The 16,272-nt window shown below is 69.8% G+C and carries 12 protein-coding genes; 6 read left to right on the top strand and 6 right to left on the bottom strand.

Going from position 1 to position 16,272, the window contains the following annotated elements:
- Positions 1-50: 50 nt before the first annotated feature.
- A complete protein-coding gene (rluD, locus tag ACHWVH_RS17615) occupies positions 51-1,058 on the bottom strand; it encodes a 23S rRNA pseudouridine(1911/1915/1917) synthase RluD (protein ID WP_152239062.1) in 1,008 nt (335 codons plus the stop codon).
- 116 nt (positions 1,059-1,174) lie between these two features.
- Between rluD and ACHWVH_RS17610 the strand changes: the two genes are divergently transcribed.
- The 4 genes from ACHWVH_RS17610 (at position 1,175) to ACHWVH_RS17595 (ending at position 5,625) form a co-directional block, all read left to right on the top strand.
- A complete protein-coding gene (locus ACHWVH_RS17610; RefSeq protein ID WP_017910377.1) occupies positions 1,175-2,050 on the top strand; it encodes an outer membrane protein assembly factor BamD in 876 nt (291 codons plus the stop codon).
- A 335-nt stretch (positions 2,051-2,385) separates the two neighbouring features.
- On the top strand, positions 2,386-3,336 hold the full coding sequence (locus ACHWVH_RS17605; RefSeq protein ID WP_394687642.1) for a hypothetical protein: 951 nt from the start codon (positions 2,386-2,388) through the stop codon (positions 3,334-3,336).
- A gap of 52 nt (positions 3,337-3,388) precedes the next feature.
- On the top strand, positions 3,389-4,126 hold the full coding sequence (locus tag ACHWVH_RS17600) for an ATP-binding cassette domain-containing protein (protein ID WP_043095015.1): 738 nt from the start codon (positions 3,389-3,391) through the stop codon (positions 4,124-4,126).
- A complete protein-coding gene (locus ACHWVH_RS17595) occupies positions 4,123-5,625 on the top strand; it encodes a glycine betaine ABC transporter substrate-binding protein (RefSeq protein WP_394687641.1) in 1,503 nt (500 codons plus the stop codon). The genes ACHWVH_RS17600 and ACHWVH_RS17595 overlap by 4 nt, the downstream gene beginning before the upstream one ends.
- 187 nt (positions 5,626-5,812) lie before the next feature.
- Here the strand turns inward: ACHWVH_RS17595 and ACHWVH_RS17590 are convergent, their stop codons facing one another.
- The gene (locus ACHWVH_RS17590) at positions 5,813-7,021 is read right to left on the bottom strand and encodes an aminotransferase class V-fold PLP-dependent enzyme (RefSeq protein ID WP_394687640.1); all 1,209 of its coding nucleotides are present in this window, start codon (positions 7,019-7,021) and stop codon (positions 5,813-5,815) included.
- A gap of 70 nt (positions 7,022-7,091) precedes the next feature.
- Between ACHWVH_RS17590 and egtB the strand changes: the two genes are divergently transcribed.
- Positions 7,092-8,381, top strand: a complete 1,290-nt coding sequence (gene egtB / locus ACHWVH_RS17585) for an ergothioneine biosynthesis protein EgtB (RefSeq protein ID WP_394687639.1) — start codon at positions 7,092-7,094, stop codon at positions 8,379-8,381.
- Entirely contained in the window at positions 8,378-9,397 is a 1,020-nt protein-coding gene (gene egtD, locus ACHWVH_RS17580) for an L-histidine N(alpha)-methyltransferase (protein WP_267117620.1), read from the top strand. The genes egtB and egtD overlap by 4 nt, the downstream gene beginning before the upstream one ends.
- 206 nt (positions 9,398-9,603) lie before the next feature.
- On the opposite strand, the gene ACHWVH_RS17575 is transcribed toward egtD, so the two are convergent.
- From ACHWVH_RS17575 to sucC, 4 genes are all read right to left on the bottom strand, one after another.
- Complete coding sequence (locus ACHWVH_RS17575) at positions 9,604-11,241, bottom strand: NAD+ synthase (protein ID WP_320740576.1); 1,638 nt, start codon at positions 11,239-11,241, stop codon at positions 9,604-9,606.
- Between the two features lie 458 nt (positions 11,242-11,699).
- Positions 11,700-13,757, bottom strand: a complete 2,058-nt coding sequence (locus tag ACHWVH_RS17570; protein WP_394687638.1) for a pyrroloquinoline quinone-dependent dehydrogenase — start codon at positions 13,755-13,757, stop codon at positions 11,700-11,702.
- A gap of 379 nt (positions 13,758-14,136) precedes the next feature.
- On the bottom strand, positions 14,137-15,012 hold the full coding sequence (gene sucD / locus ACHWVH_RS17565; RefSeq protein WP_010342226.1) for a succinate--CoA ligase subunit alpha: 876 nt from the start codon (positions 15,010-15,012) through the stop codon (positions 14,137-14,139).
- A gap of 22 nt (positions 15,013-15,034) precedes the next feature.
- On the bottom strand, positions 15,035-16,204 hold the full coding sequence (sucC, locus tag ACHWVH_RS17560) for an ADP-forming succinate--CoA ligase subunit beta (RefSeq protein WP_010342227.1): 1,170 nt from the start codon (positions 16,202-16,204) through the stop codon (positions 15,035-15,037).
- Between the last annotated feature and the right edge of the window lie 68 nt (positions 16,205-16,272).

Raw genomic sequence — 16,272 nt, 5'->3', positions numbered from 1 at the left:
CGAAACACAGCCGCGCGCCACGGCGCGGGAGACCGGCACCCCGGCCATGCTCAGCGCCGCGCCCGCTCGGCGGCCGCCTGCGCATCCACGCGCAGGGCGGCCATCAGCTGCTGCAGGTCGGCCGGCACCGCCGCGGTGGCGCGGACCGGCTCGCCGCTCAGCGGATGCTTGAACTCCAGGGTCTCGGCGTGCAGCGCCTGGCGCTTGAAGCCGCGCAGTTCGGCGATCAGCTCCTCGCTGGCGCCCTTGGGCAGCTTCAGCGGGCCGCCGTACAGCGGGTCGCCGACGATGGGGTGCTTCAGGTGCGCCATGTGCACGCGGATCTGGTGGGTGCGGCCGGTCTCCAGGCGGCATTCCAGGGCCGTGTGGGCGCGGAAGCGCTCGCGCAGCCGGTAGTGGGTGACCGCGTCGCGGCCGTCCTCGCGCACCGCCATGCGCAAGCGGTCGCGCGGATGGCGGTCGATCGGCGCGTTGGCGGTGCCGCCGGAGACCAGGGCCCCGACCACCACCGCCAGGTACTGCCGGTGCACGTCGCGCGCCGACAGCTGCGCCACCAGCGAGGTATGCGCCTGCAGGGTCCGCGCCACCACCATGGCGCCGCTGGTGTCCTTGTCCAGGCGGTGCACGATGCCGGCGCGCGGCAGCGCCGACAGCCCCGGGTCGCGGTACAGCAAGGCATTGACCAGGGTGCCGCTGGGGTTGCCGGCGCCCGGGTGCACCACCAGCCCGGCCGGCTTGTTCAGCACGATGACCTGGTCGTCCTCGTACAGCACCTCCAGCGGGATGTCCTCGGGCAGGGCGTGGGTCTGGGTGTCCAGCACCGCGTGCAGGCTGGCGATCTCGCCGCCGCGCAGTGCATCGCGCGGCCGCGCCGGGGCGCCGTCGAGCAGGGCGTCGCCGGATTTGATCCATTCGGCCAGGCGCGAACGCGAGTATTCGGGGAACAGTTCGGCCAGCACCGCGTCGAAGCGGCGGCCGGCGGCGTGATCGGGGACGCGCGCCTGGCGCGGGCCGTCGCTGACGGCGTCCTCGGGGAGATCCGGGGGGGTATGGGGCATGGCAGGGGCACGGCTTGGGTCGGAAAAAGGGGGTCGCGGCGGCCATAGTCAGTCGCAGGACAGGCCACTAGGCTATCATCGCCCCTTCGTATTCCTGCCCTGCCGCGCCCGAACCCATGATCCGACGCTCCGTCCCGCTGTCCGCGCACGTCCGTTTCATCGCCCTGCTGCTGGTCACGCTGGTCGTGGCGACGGGTTGCCACCGTCAGAAGAAGAACCCCGAAGAAGGGATGCCGGTGGAGCAGCTCTACCAGAAGGCGCATGCGCAGATGGAGAGCGGCAACTGGGCCGGCGCCGAGAGCAGCTTCAAGCGGCTGATCGCGCAGTACCCGTACGGCAACTACACCGAGCAGGCGATGATCGAAAGCGCCTACGCCCAGTACAAGGCCGGCAAGCACGACGACGCGGTGTCGACCATCGACCGCTTCATCCGCACCTACCCGACCCAGCGCAACATCGCCTACATGTACTACCTGCGCGGGCTGTCCAACTCCAACCGCGACACGGTGTTCCTGCGCCGGGTGTGGTCGCTGGATCCCAGCCGCCGCGACCTGTCCACCCCGCAGCAGGCCTACGCCGACTTCAACACCGTCGCCGAGCGCTACCCGAACAGCCGCTACGCCGCCGACGCGCGTGCGCGCATGATCGCCCTGCGCAACGTGTTCGCCCAGCACGAGCTGGACAACGCGCTGTACTACCTGCGCCGCGACGCCTGGGTGTCGGCCGCCTCGCGCGCCACCTACCTGCTCGAGACCTACCCGCAGAGCGCCTACCAGAACGACGCGGTGGCGGTGCTGGCCGATGCCTACACCCACCTGGGCAACAAGACCCTGGCCGCCGACGCGCGCCGCGTACTCGAACTCAACGACCCGCAGCACCCGTGGCTGACCGGCAACTGGCCGAAGTACCCGTGGATGATCCGCAAGCTCAACCCGTTCGCCGGCGAGAAGTCCGCCGCCACCGGACAGTCGAATTCGCAGATGCAGCGCTGATCCACCGCGCCGACACGATGCACACCGACAGGGGCCGCAAGGCCCCTGTCGCGTTTCCGGGCAGCGCCGATCGGCCCCCGTGGTCCACTCGGGCACCTGCGCGCGGCGGCTGCAGGCGGCCATGACGACACCAGCGGGCACCCAAGGCGAGGCAGGTGCGCGCGTCGCCAGGCAGCGCCAGTCCCGATCACTGGACGCCCGGCATGGCGCGCCTCCAGGCCGATCCCGGCGGAGTGCGACCCGCACCGCAGTCCCGGGAATTGGCGCCGATGCCCGTGGCCGGGCTTGCTAGGCTGGTCCCGTGCCCGCCCCGGGCCGCTTCCGCCGGGAACGCCATGTCTCTGTCCCTGCTGCGCCCGCTGCTGCGCCTGTTCGCTGCCCTCCTCGCCGTCGCTGCCGCACCTGCCGCCGCGGCACCGGCCATCGTGTATGGGGTCAACGGCCACGACGGCCGCCCGGCCTACCCGCTCAGCCGGAGCGAGGCGGTGTTCCGCCTGCTCGATCAGCGCAACCTGCGCAGCTACCGGTTCGACGTGGACCCGCGCAACTTCGCCGTGCTCGACCGGCTGGTGCAGCTCTCGCGCCAGTACAACATCGCGCTGCGACCGATGGTGTACCCGATGTCGCGCGAGATCGGCTACGCGCTGGCGCGCCGCTATGCCAACGACATCAAGGTCTGGGAGATCGGCAACGAGCAGGACCTGGACCGTGCCGCCGCCCCGGCGCGGATCGCTGCGATGACCACGATGTACCGCGGCATGAAGCAGGCCTCCGACGAACTGGGCGCCGGCCTGCAATTCACCATCAACATCACCGCCTGCAACAGCGACGACCATTCGGCCAGCGCGCGCTGCCCGGGCGACCGCAACGGCTCGCTGTGGTTCCTCGATCAGGCCAAGGCCGCCGGTTTCGACTTCGACCGGATCAGCTTCCACTACTACGCCTTCCACGGCGAACGCGGCTACTGGATGGACCTGTATCTCGGACAGCTGCGCGCCGCCGCGCAGAAATACGGCACCAAGGTGTACGTCAACGAGCTCAACTGCGCCGAGATCTACACGGGCAACACCGATGGCGGCCATCCCGGCGACGGCGCCTGCTACGACAGCGTGGCGGAGTTACTGCAGACGTTGCGCAGCGACTATGCCGACGTGGTCGCCGAGATCAATCTCTACGAACTGCTCGACCAGCCGGACCAGCAGGGCGCGGAGGCGCATTTCGGCCTGATGTACGACCTGGGCCGGCCGAAACCGACGCTGGACCTGCTGACCGCCGCCGCCCGCTGAGGCCGCGGCGTCTTCGCACGGCGTGGTCGCCGCCTGCGGCTATGCTGCGGCGATGTTCGAACTGCATCGGGTCACCCGCCGCTACGGCGACATGCTGGCGCTGGACCAGGTCGATCTTCGCATCGCCCCGGGCCGCACCACCGCGTTGATCGGTCCCAGCGGCGCCGGCAAGTCCAGCGTGCTGCGCCTGCTGCTGGGGCTGGAGTGGCCGGATAGCGGCGAGGTGCGTTTCCAGGGCGAGCCACTGCGTCGCGCCACCCTGTTGGCGCAGCGCCGGCGCATCGGCTACGTGATCCAGGAAGGCGGCCTGTTCCCGCACCTGAGCGCCCGCGACAACGCCGCCCTGCTGGCGCGCACGCTGGGCTGGACGCGGCCGCGCATCGAGGCGCGTCTGCACGAGCTCGCTGCGTTGTGCCGCCTGCCGGAAGCGCTGCTGGCGCGTTATCCAGCCGAGTTGTCCGGTGGCCAGCGCCAGCGCGTCGGACTGATCCGCGCCCTGTTGCTGGACCCGCCGGTATTGCTGCTGGACGAACCGCTGGGCGCGCTCGACCCGATCGTGCGCCACGAACTGCAGACGCAGATGCGCGAACTGTTCGCGCTGCTCGGCAAGACCGTGGTGCTGGTGACCCACGACGTCGCCGAGGCCGCCTACCTGGGCGATACCCTGGTCCTGATGCGCGGCGGCCGCGTGCTGCAGGAAGGCAGTGCACGCACTTTGCTGGAGGGGCCGGCCGATCCGTTCGTGAGCCAGTTCCTGCAGGCGCAGCGCACCCTGGAGGAGGCGCGATGACCTCGCGAGGCGCGCGCTGGCGCGCGGTCGCGCTGCTCGCCTTCGGTGCAGCAGCCAGTTTGCTGAGCCTGCCGACGGCCGCCGCCGATGCCAAGGTCGTGGTCGGCTCGAAGAACTTCACCGAAGCGGTGGTGCTGGGCGAGATCGCCGCCGGCGCCGGGCGCCAGGCCGGCGTCGAGGTCGAGCACCGGCGCCAGCTCGGTGGCACCCGCATCCTGTGGCGTGCGTTGGAGCAGGGTTCGATCGACGCCTATGCCGAGTACACCGGCACGCTGGCCGCCGAACTGCTGCAACTGCCGGGCGCCGACGACGACGCGCTGCGCAAGGCGCTGGCGCAGCACGGCCTGGCGATGAGCGCGCCGCTGGGCTTCGACAACACCTATGCGTTCGGCATGCGCCGGCAACGCGCGCAGGCGCTGGGCATCGCGCGCCTGTCCGACCTGGCCGCGCATCCGACGCTGAAGTTCGGACTGAGCAACGAATTCGTCTCGCGCGCCGACGGCTGGCCCGGCGTGCGCGACGCCTACGGCCTGCCGCAGGTGCCCACCGGCCTGGACCACGACCTCGCCTACCGCGCGCTGGACAGCGGCGCGATCGACCTCACCGACCTGTACAGCACCGACGCCGAGATCCCCGCGCACGACCTGCTGGTGCTGCAGGACGACAGGCATTACTTCCCGCGCTACGCCGCGGTGTTCCTGTACCGCGCCGACCTGGCGCAGCGCGCGCCGCGCTTCGTGCAGGCGCTGCAGGGATTGGGCGGGCGCATCGACGCGGCGACCATGCAGCGGCTCAACGCCGAGGCCAAGCTCGACAAGCGTGCCGAAAGCGTCATCGCCGCACACTGGCTGGGCATCGCCGCGCCGGCCGAGGACGGACGCCTGCAACGGCTGCTGCAACGCACCCGCGAGCACCTGGCGCTGGTCGGGCTGTCGCTGGGCCTGGCCCTGCTGGTGGCGCTGCCGCTGGGCATCCTGGCCGCGCATCGACCACGGCTCGGCCAGGCGGTGCTGGCCCTGACCGGTGTGCTGCAGACGCTGCCGTCGCTGGCGGTGTTCGTGTTCATGATCCCGCTGTTCGGCATCGGCGCGAAACCGGCGATCGCCGCGCTGTTCCTGTACAGCCTGCTGCCGATCGTGCGCAACATGCATGCCGGCATCACCGGCATCCCGCGCGAGCTGCGCGAGACTGCCGCCGCGCTGGGCCTGCCGCCGGGCACGCGGCTGTGGCGGATCGAACTGCCGCTGGCGCTGCGCACCCTCCTCGCCGGCATCAAGACCGCCGCGGTGATCAACGTCGGCACCGCGACCCTGGGCGCGCTGATCGGCGCCGGCGGCTACGGCCAGCCGATCCTCACCGGCATCCGCCTGGACGACCTCGGCCTGATCCTGGAAGGCGCGGTGCCGGCCGCGCTGCTGGCGCTGCTGGTCCAGGGCCTGTTCGAGCTGCTGGAACGGGTGCTGACCCCGCGTGGATTGCGCCTGGCGACGCGGCGGTAGGTCAAGCCAGCACCGCGGGCATCAGCGATGTGGCCGGCCTTCGGCAACCCGCACCCGCGCTAAACGCATCACAGCGGCATCGGGTCGCGGCTGAAGCCATGCATCAAACAGGATCGGCGATGCGGACCAGTAGTCGATTGCCTTCCCATCGAAACCGAAGACAAACAACAACCGCACGCACGTGCGCTCAAGCACGCGCCGCAGCGACCATCTCTTGCGCCAGGCCGCGCATCGCCTCCGGCGTCAACTGCAGATAGGGCGCGATGCGCAGGGCGCCATGGCGATGGGTGCAGATGACTTGCGCGTGCTGCAGCCATGGCAGCAAGGCCGGCATCGACGATGCTGGTGGGCGCAGCGCGTACAGGTGCGGCGCATGCCCGGGCACGGTCCAGTCGCCCGCGCCCAACGCGTGCAACTCCGCGTCGAATGCCGCACCAAGTGCGCCAAGCCGCTGCGCGATGCGCGCCGGCTGCCACTGCTGCACCTGCTGCAGCGCCGCGCTGGCCATCGCCAGGCGCAGCGGGTCGGCGACGCCGCCGGCATCGAAGCGACGCGCGCCGCTGCGGTACGGGGGCGGCGCCTCGGCCGGGAACTGCCAATCCGCCCCCGGGTCGCGCGCCTGCCAGTGCTGCTCGAACGGCACGCCGTGCGCGCGCCAGTGCGGCGAGGCCCACAGCCACGCCAGCCCCATCGGCCCGAGCAGCCATTTGTGCCCGACCGAGACCACGAAATCCGGCCGCCAGGCGTCCAGCCGGACCGGCAGCACGCCCAGGCTCTGGCTCAGGTCCAGCACCAGCATCGCGCCGGCCGCATGCACGCGCGGCACGATGCGGTCCAGATCCAGCAGGCTGCCGTCGCGCCAGTAGGCATTCGGCAGTGTCGCCACACGCACGCGCGGCTGCGCGTCGAGCGTAGCCAGCACCGCGTCGGTCCAGTCCTGCCCTGGCACCCGCCGCACCACCGCCAGGTGCGCACCGCTCTCGGCGCAGCGTTGCTGCCACGCCAGCAGGTTGGACGGAAACTGGCCATCGAGCAGCAGGACCGCATCGCCGGGCGCCAACGGCACCTGCCGCGCCGCGATGGCCAGGCCGTACGCGGCCGACGGCACCATCGCCACGCCTTCGCTGTCGCCCGCGAACACGCTGGCGGCCGCCAGCGCACGCAGGTCTTCGATCTGCGCGCGCCAGGCATCGAAGGACAGCGTCCAGGGCGCGATCGACTCGGCCAGCGCCGCCTGCCCCGCGACCAGTGCACGGTGCAGGCGCGGCCCCTTGCTGGCGGTGTCCAGGTAGCGCACGCCGGGCGGCAGCGCGAACGCCTCCGCCGCGGTATCGAGGTCGACCAGGGCGCCGGCGGAAGCCGAACCGGCAAGGTGGTGCAAGGCGCTCGTAGACATGTGCCTAGGGTAACGCCACGGTCCGCGACGCGTGACGGTCCGTTCACGCCGCTGCGCTAAGACTGCATCGATGCAAGCGATCTCTCCGGCGTCACCGCCCTCGCCCATCGCATCCGTCGCGACGCTGGCGGACCGCCTGCGCCGCGTGCGCGCACGCAGCCGTCATCTCGCCGCACCATTGAGCGAAGAAGACGCGATGGTGCAGAGCATGGACGACGCCAGCCCGGCCAAATGGCATCTGGCGCACACCACCTGGTTCTTCGAGCGGTTCGTGCTCGGCGCCGATCCGGCGTACCGCCCCCACGATCCGCAGTGGGACTACCTGTTCAACAGCTACTACCAGAGCATCGGTCCGGCGCATGCGCGGCCGCATCGCGGCCTGCTGTCGCGGCCATCGCTGACGCAGGTGCTGGACTACCGCAGCGAGATCGAAACCCGCGTACTGGCGCAGTTGCAGGCCGGCACGCTGGAGCCGCAGACGCTGCAGATCCTGGAACTGGGCCTGCAGCACGAACAACAACACCAGGAACTGCTGCTCACCGACATCAAGCATGCGTTCTGGCGCAATCCACTGGGCGCGGCCTATCGCGCCGACCTGGCGACGCAGCACGCGCCGGCGTCCCCGCTGCGCTGGCTGCAGCGCGACGAACAGATCGGCGAGATCGGTGCCGCACCGTGGCCGGCGCATGCCGGCTTCGCCTACGACAACGAATCGCCGCGGCATCGCGTGCTGGTGCCGGCGCATGCGCTGGCCAGCCGCCCGGTGAGCAATGCCGAGTACGCCGAGTTCATCGCCGATGGCGGCTATCGCACGGTCGGGCTATGGCTCAGCGACGGCTGGGCGCGGCGGTGCGCCGAGGATTGGCAGCGCCCGCTGTACTGGCACGCCGACGGCGCGCGCGAATTCACCCTCGGCGGCTGGCGCGAACGCGATCCGCATGCGCCGGTGTGCCATCTCAGCCTGTTCGAGGCCGATGCCTACGCGCGCTGGGCCGGCGCGCGCCTGCCGACCGAGGCGGAGTGGGAACAGGCTGCCGCCGGTGCCGCCATCGTCGGCAACTTCGTCGACACCGATGCACTGCATCCGCAGTCGACGGCGCCGGCCGATACCGGCCTGCAGCAGTTGTTCGGCGATGTCTGGGAATGGACCGGCAGCGCTTACCTGCCCTACCCCGGCTTCCGCCCGTGGTCGGGCACGCTGGGCGAATACAACGGCAAGTTCATGAACGCGCAGTGGGTGTTGCGCGGCGGCAGCTGCGCCACGCCGCGCGACCACATCCGCGCCAGCTACCGCAACTTCTTCCCCTCCGATGCGCGGTGGCAGTTCGCCGGCGTGCGCCTGGCCAAGGATTCCGCATGAATGCCGCAACCGCCCGTGCTTTGACCGAGGCCGCCCTGACCGACCTGCATCCGCAGCCGGACGACATCACCGCCGATGCGATCGCCGGTCTGTCGTGCAGCCCCAAGCAGTTGCCGTCCAAGTATTTCTACGACGCCGAAGGCTCGCGCCTGTTCGAGGCGATCACCCGCCAGCCCGAGTACTACCTGACCCGCACCGAGCTGGACCTGCTGGAAGCGCGCATGCCCTCAATCGCGCAGGCGGTGGGCACCGGCGCGCACGTGGTGGAACTGGGCAGCGGCAGCGGCCGCAAGACCCAGTTGCTGCTGGACGGCCTGCGCATGCCGGTGGCCTACACGCCGATCGAGATTTCCCGCGACATGCTGATGTCCAGCACCACGCGGCTGGCCGAACGCTTCCCGCACATCCAGATGTTGCCGGTATGCGCCGACTTCACCGCGCCGGTGGCGCTGCCGGCACCGCAGCGCGGCGCGCGCCGCACCCTGGTGTTCTTCCCCGGCTCGACCCTGGGCAACTTCACCCGCGAGGACGGCATCGCCCTGCTGCGCTCGATGCGCCAGACCATGGGCGCGGACGGCTGCGCCCTGGTCGGCATCGACCTGGTGAAGGACACGGCACTGCTGGAGGCGGCCTACAACGACGCCGCAGGGGTCACGGCCGAATTCACCCTGAACCTGCTGCGCCGGCTCAACCGCGAGATCGGCAGCGACTTCGACCTGGCGCAGTTCCGCCATCATGCCGTTTATTCGGAAGCGCGCGAGCGCATCGAGACCTTCCTGGTCAGCCAGTGCGCACAGCAGGTGACCGTGGCCGGGCGCCGCTTCGATTTTGCCGAAGGCGAAGCGATGCAGGTCGAGTACAGCCACAAGTACACCGACCAGAGCTTTGCGGCGATGGCCGCCGAGGCCGGCCTGCGCGTCAGCCACGGCTGGAATGCGCAGGACGATGCGTTTGGGTTGCGGTTGCTGCAGAGCCGAGATCCGGGGCCCGGGGCCCGGGACCCGGAAAAGCCGTAGTCCTGCGAGACGCGGGACATCATGATGGTGTCCGCAGCAAAATCGCTATCAAGCAACTTTTGTGGGAGGGTTTCAGTCCCGACAGGCTTCTTTCCCGGTAACGCCCGTCGGGACTGAAGTCCCTCCCACAGTGCAATCGCAACCGCCTTGCACTCGCGGAAAAATCGCGGGTCCCGGGTCCCGGGTTCCGGCTTTTCCGAGTTCCCTCAGGCCTGATACCCATTGCTGATCGGATAACGCCGCTCGCGCCCGAACGCGCGGCGCGACACCTTCGGTCCCGGTGCGGCCTGGTGGCGCTTCCATTCGCTGATGCGCACCAGCCGCACCACCCGGTCGACCACCTCGGCGGCATAGCCGGCGGCGACGATCTCGTCGCGCGATTCTTCCTGGTCGACATAGCGGTACAGGATGCCGTCGAGCACGTCATAGGGCGGCAGCGAATCCTGGTCGGTCTGGTTGGCGCGCAGTTCCGCCGAGGGCGGCCGCGCGATCACCGCCGGCGGGATCACCGGCGCACCGCCCACCGTGTTGCGCCACTTCGCCAGGCCGAACACCTCGGTCTTGTACAGGTCCTTCAGCGGCGCGTAGCCGCCGCACATGTCGCCGTAGATGGTGGCGTAGCCCACCGCGTACTCACTCTTGTTGCCGGTGGTCAGCAGCAGGCCGCCGAACTTGTTGGCCAGCGCCATCAGGATCACGCCGCGGCTGCGCGACTGCAGGTTCTCCTCGGTGACGTCGGGCTCGGTGCCGGCGAACAGCGGGCCTAGCGCGCTCAGCAGGCCCTCGAACGCCGGCTCGATCGCCACCGTCTCCAGCTTCACGCCCAAGGTGCGGCATTGATCCGCGGCCAGGTCGTTGGACAGGTCGGCGGTGTAGCGCGACGGCAGCCGCACCGCGGTGACGTTGTCCGCGCCAAGCGCGTCCACCGCCATCGCCAGCACCAGCGCCGAATCGATGCCGCCGGACAGGCCCAGCCACACCTTGGAAAAGCGATTCTTTGCGCAGTAGTCCTGCAGCCCGCGTACCACCGCGCGCCAGGCCAGCGCATCCATGCTTTCGTCGCCGTCGTCGGTCCAGCGCAGCGGCGCGAAGCGGCGCGCGGCGGTGTCGTACTCCACCACCAGCCATTGGTCGGTGAAGGCGGCCGCCGCCGGATGCACGGTGCCGTCGCCGTCGGCCACCACCGAGGCGCCGTCGAACACCAGCGCATCCTGGCCGCCGACCACGTTGAGATAGGCCAGCGCCGCGCCGCTCTCGCGGCTGCGCTCGGCCAGCAGCGCGTCGCGCTGCGCATGCTTGCCGCGTTCGTAGGGCGAAGCATTGGGCACCAGTACCAGTTCCGCACCCGCCCGCACGGTCGCCGCCAGCGGCTCCGGGAACCACAGGTCCTCGCAGATCACCAGGCCGACCGGCGTGCCCTTGACCTCGAACACGCAGTTCTCGCCGTCCGGGTCGACATCGAAGTAGCGGCGCTCGTCGAACACCGCGTAGTTGGGCAGTTCGCGCTTGCGGTAGGTGCGCTCGATGCGGCCGCCGCGCAGCACGCTGGCGGCGTTGTAGACCACGCTGCCGGCGCTCTGCGGCCAGCCGACCACCGCGACGATGCCGTGCACCTGTGCGGCGATGCGCTGCACCGCGCGCTCGCAGTCGGCCAGGAAGCCCGGCCGCAATAGCAGGTCTTCCGGCGGATAGCCGCTGACCGCCAGTTCCGGGAACAGCACCACGTCGGCGCCGTACTCGTCGCGCGCCTCCTCGATCAACGCAATGATCCGGTCGGTGTTCTGGGTCACGGCGCCGACCGGGAAATCGAACTGGGCCATGGCGAGGCGGAGGGAAGCGGACATAGGCAACCTTGCAGGAACGAATGGAAGACCGTCAGGCGCCACACGAGCGCATCGCACCTGCCGCGGCGCCGTTGCATCGCACGGCGCCATGCGCAGTGTAGCGCTGTGCCGGGTTGCGGCCGATGATGCGCGTGCCGCCACGTTGGAATGTAGGCATGTAGCCCGGGCAGGCCGCAGCTTGGTGCGCACATGGCGGCAGCCGCGGCGCTGCCGCAGGGCGCTCGCTCTGCTGCGCGCGCCCGAGAAAGCCGCTTAGTCAGGCACCCGCGTCGCGACTGAAGTCGCTCCCACAATCGAGCAACATGCACGACCAATAGAAATCGCTGGTGCATGCGCCGCGCGTCGCCACCGAAGCCGCGCTCACTCCAGGGACAGCACGTGCAGAGGCGTCACTGTGGGAGGGACTTCAGTCCCGACTGCATCAACCCCGAAGCACCTGCCAGCCACCGCCATGTGCTTCAGCGGACGCCAGCACCAGTCCGCGCACGCCGCCGCCGGCGCCAACGGCGCAACAGCATCACCACTCCCGCACATAACCCGAGCGCGGCGAGGCCCAGCACCGCCATGCGCACGCCGACGCCGTGCTGGAACACCACGTCCTTGCCCTCGCCGTCGAGCGTGTAGGCGACCACGTAGTCGCCCATCGTGCCCATGCCTTCGCGCCCGCCGGCCGCGATCACCACGTACTGCTTGCCCCCCACCGCATAGACCGAGGGCGTGGCCTGGCCGCCGGCCGGCAGCTTGGCCTCCCACAGGGTCCTGCCGGTGGCGCTGTCGAGCGCGCGCAGGCGCGCATCGGCCGCCGCGGCAATGAAGATCAGGCCGCTGGCCGTGGTCACCGCGCCGCCGAGCAGCGGCGTGCCCACCTCCAGCGGCAGCCACGGCAGCTTCTCTTCCAGGGTACCGAGCGGGCGCTCCCAGGCGATCTTGCGCGTGCGCAGATCCACCGCCACCAGTCGCCCCCACGGCGGCTTGACGCAGGGAATGCCACCGGACGAGCTCAACATGCCGCGGCGCATGTAGTACGGCGTGCCTTCCATGTCGTTGAACTGCTGGTCCGGATGGCGCGCATGCTCGGCCTTGCTGAACTGGTCGCGCGGGATCAGCGCCACCTGCATCGGCAGGTCCGACACCGGCATGATCGCCAGCTGGCGCTGCGGATCCACCGCGATGCCGCCCCAGTTCACGCCGCCGGCCCAGCCCGGCAGCGCGATCGTGCCGCGCACGCTGGGCGGGGTGAACAGGCCTTCCGAGCGCAGCCCGGCGATCAGCGCTGCGCATTCGCGGCGCGCGCCGGGCGTCGCCCCCCAGGCGTCGGCGGCAGTCAGCGGCGTGTGCCGCGCCAGGCGCAGCCCCGGTTCGGGCATCGGCTGGGTCGGCGAGGCACGTTCGCCCGGCACGTCGGAAGCCGGCACCGGCACCTCGCTGATCGGGAACAGCGGCGTGCCGTCGCGACGGTCGAAGGCGAACAGGAAGCCGGTCTTGGTCGCCTGCAATACGGCCGCGCGCGGTCCCTGCGCAGTCTGCACCGTGGTCAGCACCGGCTGCGAGGCCAGGTCGTAGTCCCACAGATCGTGATGCACCAACTGCTGCGCCCACACCCGGCGCCCGCTGCGCAGGTCCAGCGCCACCAGCGAGTCGGTGTCGCGGTTGTCGCCCAGGCGCTCGCCGCCGTAATAGTCGGGGCTGGCCGAGCCGGTCGGTACGTAGACCAGGCCCAGCGCCGCATCCACCGACAGCGGCGCCCAGGCATTGCCGCCGCCGACCGTGGCCGCCTGCTCCGGCTGCCAGCCGGCCGCAGCCGCTTTGGCCGGATCGCGCGGCACCGGATCCCAGCGCCACAGTTCGCGGCCGCTGCGCGCGTCGTAGCCACGCACCACGCCCTGCTCCAGCGCATGCCCGCGGTTGTCGCCGATCGAGCTGCCGACCACCAGCACGTCGCCGGCCACCACCGGCGGCGAGGTCACCGCGTAGTTGGCCCAGGGATCGCTGGCGTTGTCGTGCACGTCGATGCCGGCATGCAGGTCGATCGTGCCGTCCTTGCCGAACCCGGCGCAGGGCTTGCCGTCGGCGGCATCCAGCGCGATCAGCCGCGCATCCAGGGTGCCGTACACGATGCGCTCGCGGCACGCGCCGGCCGTCGCCTGGGTGTCGCGCCAGAAGCTCACCCCGCGCGAGGCCGGGTCGCTGTAGTGCTTGTTGCGCGGCACCTTGGCATCGAAGGACCACAGTTCGCGGCCGCTGGTCGCATCCAGGGCGAAGGCGATGCCGGTCCCGGTGGTGAGATACATGCGCCCACCCAGCACCAGCGGATTGGCCTCGAAGCGGCGCCGCTCCGGATCGGGCAGGCCCGCGCCGAGTTCGCCGGTGCGGAACGACCAGGCGATACGCAGCCGGCCGATGTTGTCCGGGGTGATCTGGGTCAGCGGCGAGTACTGCCCGCCGCCGGGCGCGCCGGCATAACTGGCCCAGTCGCCTGGCGCCGCCGCGCAGATACCACCGATACCCATCGCCATGCCCGCCCCGCATACCGCTGCACGCCATCGCCTGATCACGCATCCGCTCCTGTCGCTGCCGAAGAAAGTGGCGCCAGTGTCGGCACCATGCCGGGCCGCGTCGGCAACGCAGGGACAGCACCACCCGGCCAGGGGACCAATGGCGGGGCCGCAGGGACGAATGGCGACCACTGGGATGGCGCAACTGCTTGATTGCGCAGACGTTGGCGGGGCGGCAGTGCGTGGCCGCCCCATCCGCCTCGTCGCGCCAGGGACACCGCGGCAGTGCCGCGCATCGGATCCTCAAAACGCAAAAGGCCTCGCTCGCGCGAGGCCCTTGCGGACAGCGGCGGCGACAACGACGCACCCGAAGGCGGGTCGCTGCCGCGGCGCTGACGGCTTACTTCACCAGCGAGGCGATCGCCGCACCCAGGTCGCCCGGCGAGCGGACGGTCTTGACGCCTGCGGCTTCCATCGCCGCGAACTTGCCCTCGGCCGTACCCTTGCCGCCCGAGGCGATCGCACCGGCGTGGCCCATGCGCTTGCCGGCCGGGGCCGAAGCACCGGCGATGAAGCCGACCACCGGCTTCTTGACGTGCTTGGCGATGTACTCGGCACCGGCTTCCTCGGCGTCGCCGCCGATTTCGCCGACCATGATGATGCCTTCGGTCTGCGGATCCTCGTTGAACAGCTTTAGGCAGTCGACGAAGTTCAGGCCGTTGATCGGGTCGCCGCCGATGCCGATGCAGGTGGACTGGCCCAGGCCGACTTCGGTGGTCTGCTTGACCGCTTCATAGGTCAGCGTGCCCGAACGCGAGACGATGCCGATCTTGCCCGGCTTGTGGATGTGGCCCGGCATGATGCCGATCTTGCACTCGCCCGGGGTGATCACGCCGGGGCAGTTCGGCCCGATCAGCACGGTGTCCGGATGCGAGCGGGTCAGCACGTTCTTGACGCGCAGCATGTCCAGCACCGGGATGCCTTCGGTGATGCAGACGATGACCTTGATGCCGGCCGCGGCCGCTTCCAGGATCGCGTCGGCCGCGAACGGCGGCGGCACGTAGATCACCGAGGCGTCGGCGCCCGTGCTCTGCACGGCATCGGCCACGGTGTTGAACACCGGCAGGTCGATGTGGGTGGTGCCGCCCTTGCCCGGCGTGACGCCGCCGACGACCTGGGTGCCGTACTCGATCATCTGAGTGGCGTGGAAGGTGCCCTGCTGGCCGGTGAAGCCCTGCACGATCACCTTGGTGTTCTTGTTGATCAAAACAGACATTGGAGTTCCTTGGTGTCGTGGATCAGGCGGCGTTCTTGACAGCTTCAACGACCTTCTTGGCGCCGTCGTTGATGTTGTCGGCCGGGATGATGGCCATGCCGCTGTCGCGCAGCAGCTGCTTGCCCTCTTCCACGTTGGTGCCTTCCAGGCGCACCACGACCGGAACCTTGACGCCCACTTCCTTGACCGCCGCGATGATGCCCTCGGCGATCATGTCGCAGCGGACGATGCCGCCGAAGATGTTGACGAAGATGCCTTCGACCTTGTCCGAGGACAGGATCAGCTTGAACGCCTCGATCACGCGCTGCTTGTTGGCGCCGCCGCCCACGTCCAGGAAGTTCGCCGGCTCGCCGCCGTTGAGCTTGATCACGTCCATGGTCGCCATGGCCAGACCGGCACCGTTGACCATGCAGCCGATGTTGCCGTCCATGGTGACGTAGTTGATGTCCAGCTCCGAAGCGGTCACTTCGGTCTCGTCTTCCTGGGACTTGTCGCGCATGGCGACCAGTTCCTTGTGGCGGAAGTTGGCGTTGTCGTCGCTGTTGAACTTGCCGTCCAGCGCGTAAAGGTTGCCGTCGTCGAGGATGGCCAGCGGATTGATCTCCACCAGCGCCAGATCCTTCTCGTTGAAGATGCGGTACAGGTTGACCATGATGCTGGCGAACTGACCGGCCTGCTTGGCGGTCAGGCCCATCTTGAAGCCGATGTCGCGGCCGTGGTAACCCTGCACGCCCTCGACGAAGTCGACGTTGAGGGTGTGGATCTTGTCCGGGGTCTCGGCGGCGACCTGTTCGATCTCCATGCCGCCTTCGCTCGATGCGATGTAGCTGATGGTGCGGGTGCCGCGGTCGACCAGCACCGACAGGTACAGCTCCTTGACGATCTCACCAGCGGTGGTCACCAGCACCAGGTTGATCGGCAGCTCGACGCCGGCGGTCTGGTAGGTGGCCATCTTGGTGCCGAGCAGCTTCTCGGCAACGGCCTTCACATCGTCGGTGGTCTTGCAGAACTTGACGCCGCCGGCCTTGCCGCGGCCACCTGCGTGGATCTGCGCCTTGACCATCCAAGGGCCAGCGCCAAGCGACTTGGCGGCTTCAACCGCTTCTTCCGGAGTCGCCGCGACCTTGCCGGCCGGGACCGGGATGCCGTACTCGGCAAGCAGTTGTTTTGCCTGATATTCGTGGAAATTCATGCGTCACCGTGGGAAAAGGAACGGCCGTCCCGCAGCGATCCGGGCCCTGAGTGGCGGCCGGGAGCGGT

Origin of the sequence: uncultured Xanthomonas sp. (assembly GCF_964278005.1) — a bacterium.
GTDB classification, from domain to species: domain Bacteria; phylum Pseudomonadota; class Gammaproteobacteria; order Xanthomonadales; family Xanthomonadaceae; genus Xanthomonas_A; species Xanthomonas_A sontii.
This window is presented reverse-complemented; position numbering and strand designations above follow the sequence as displayed.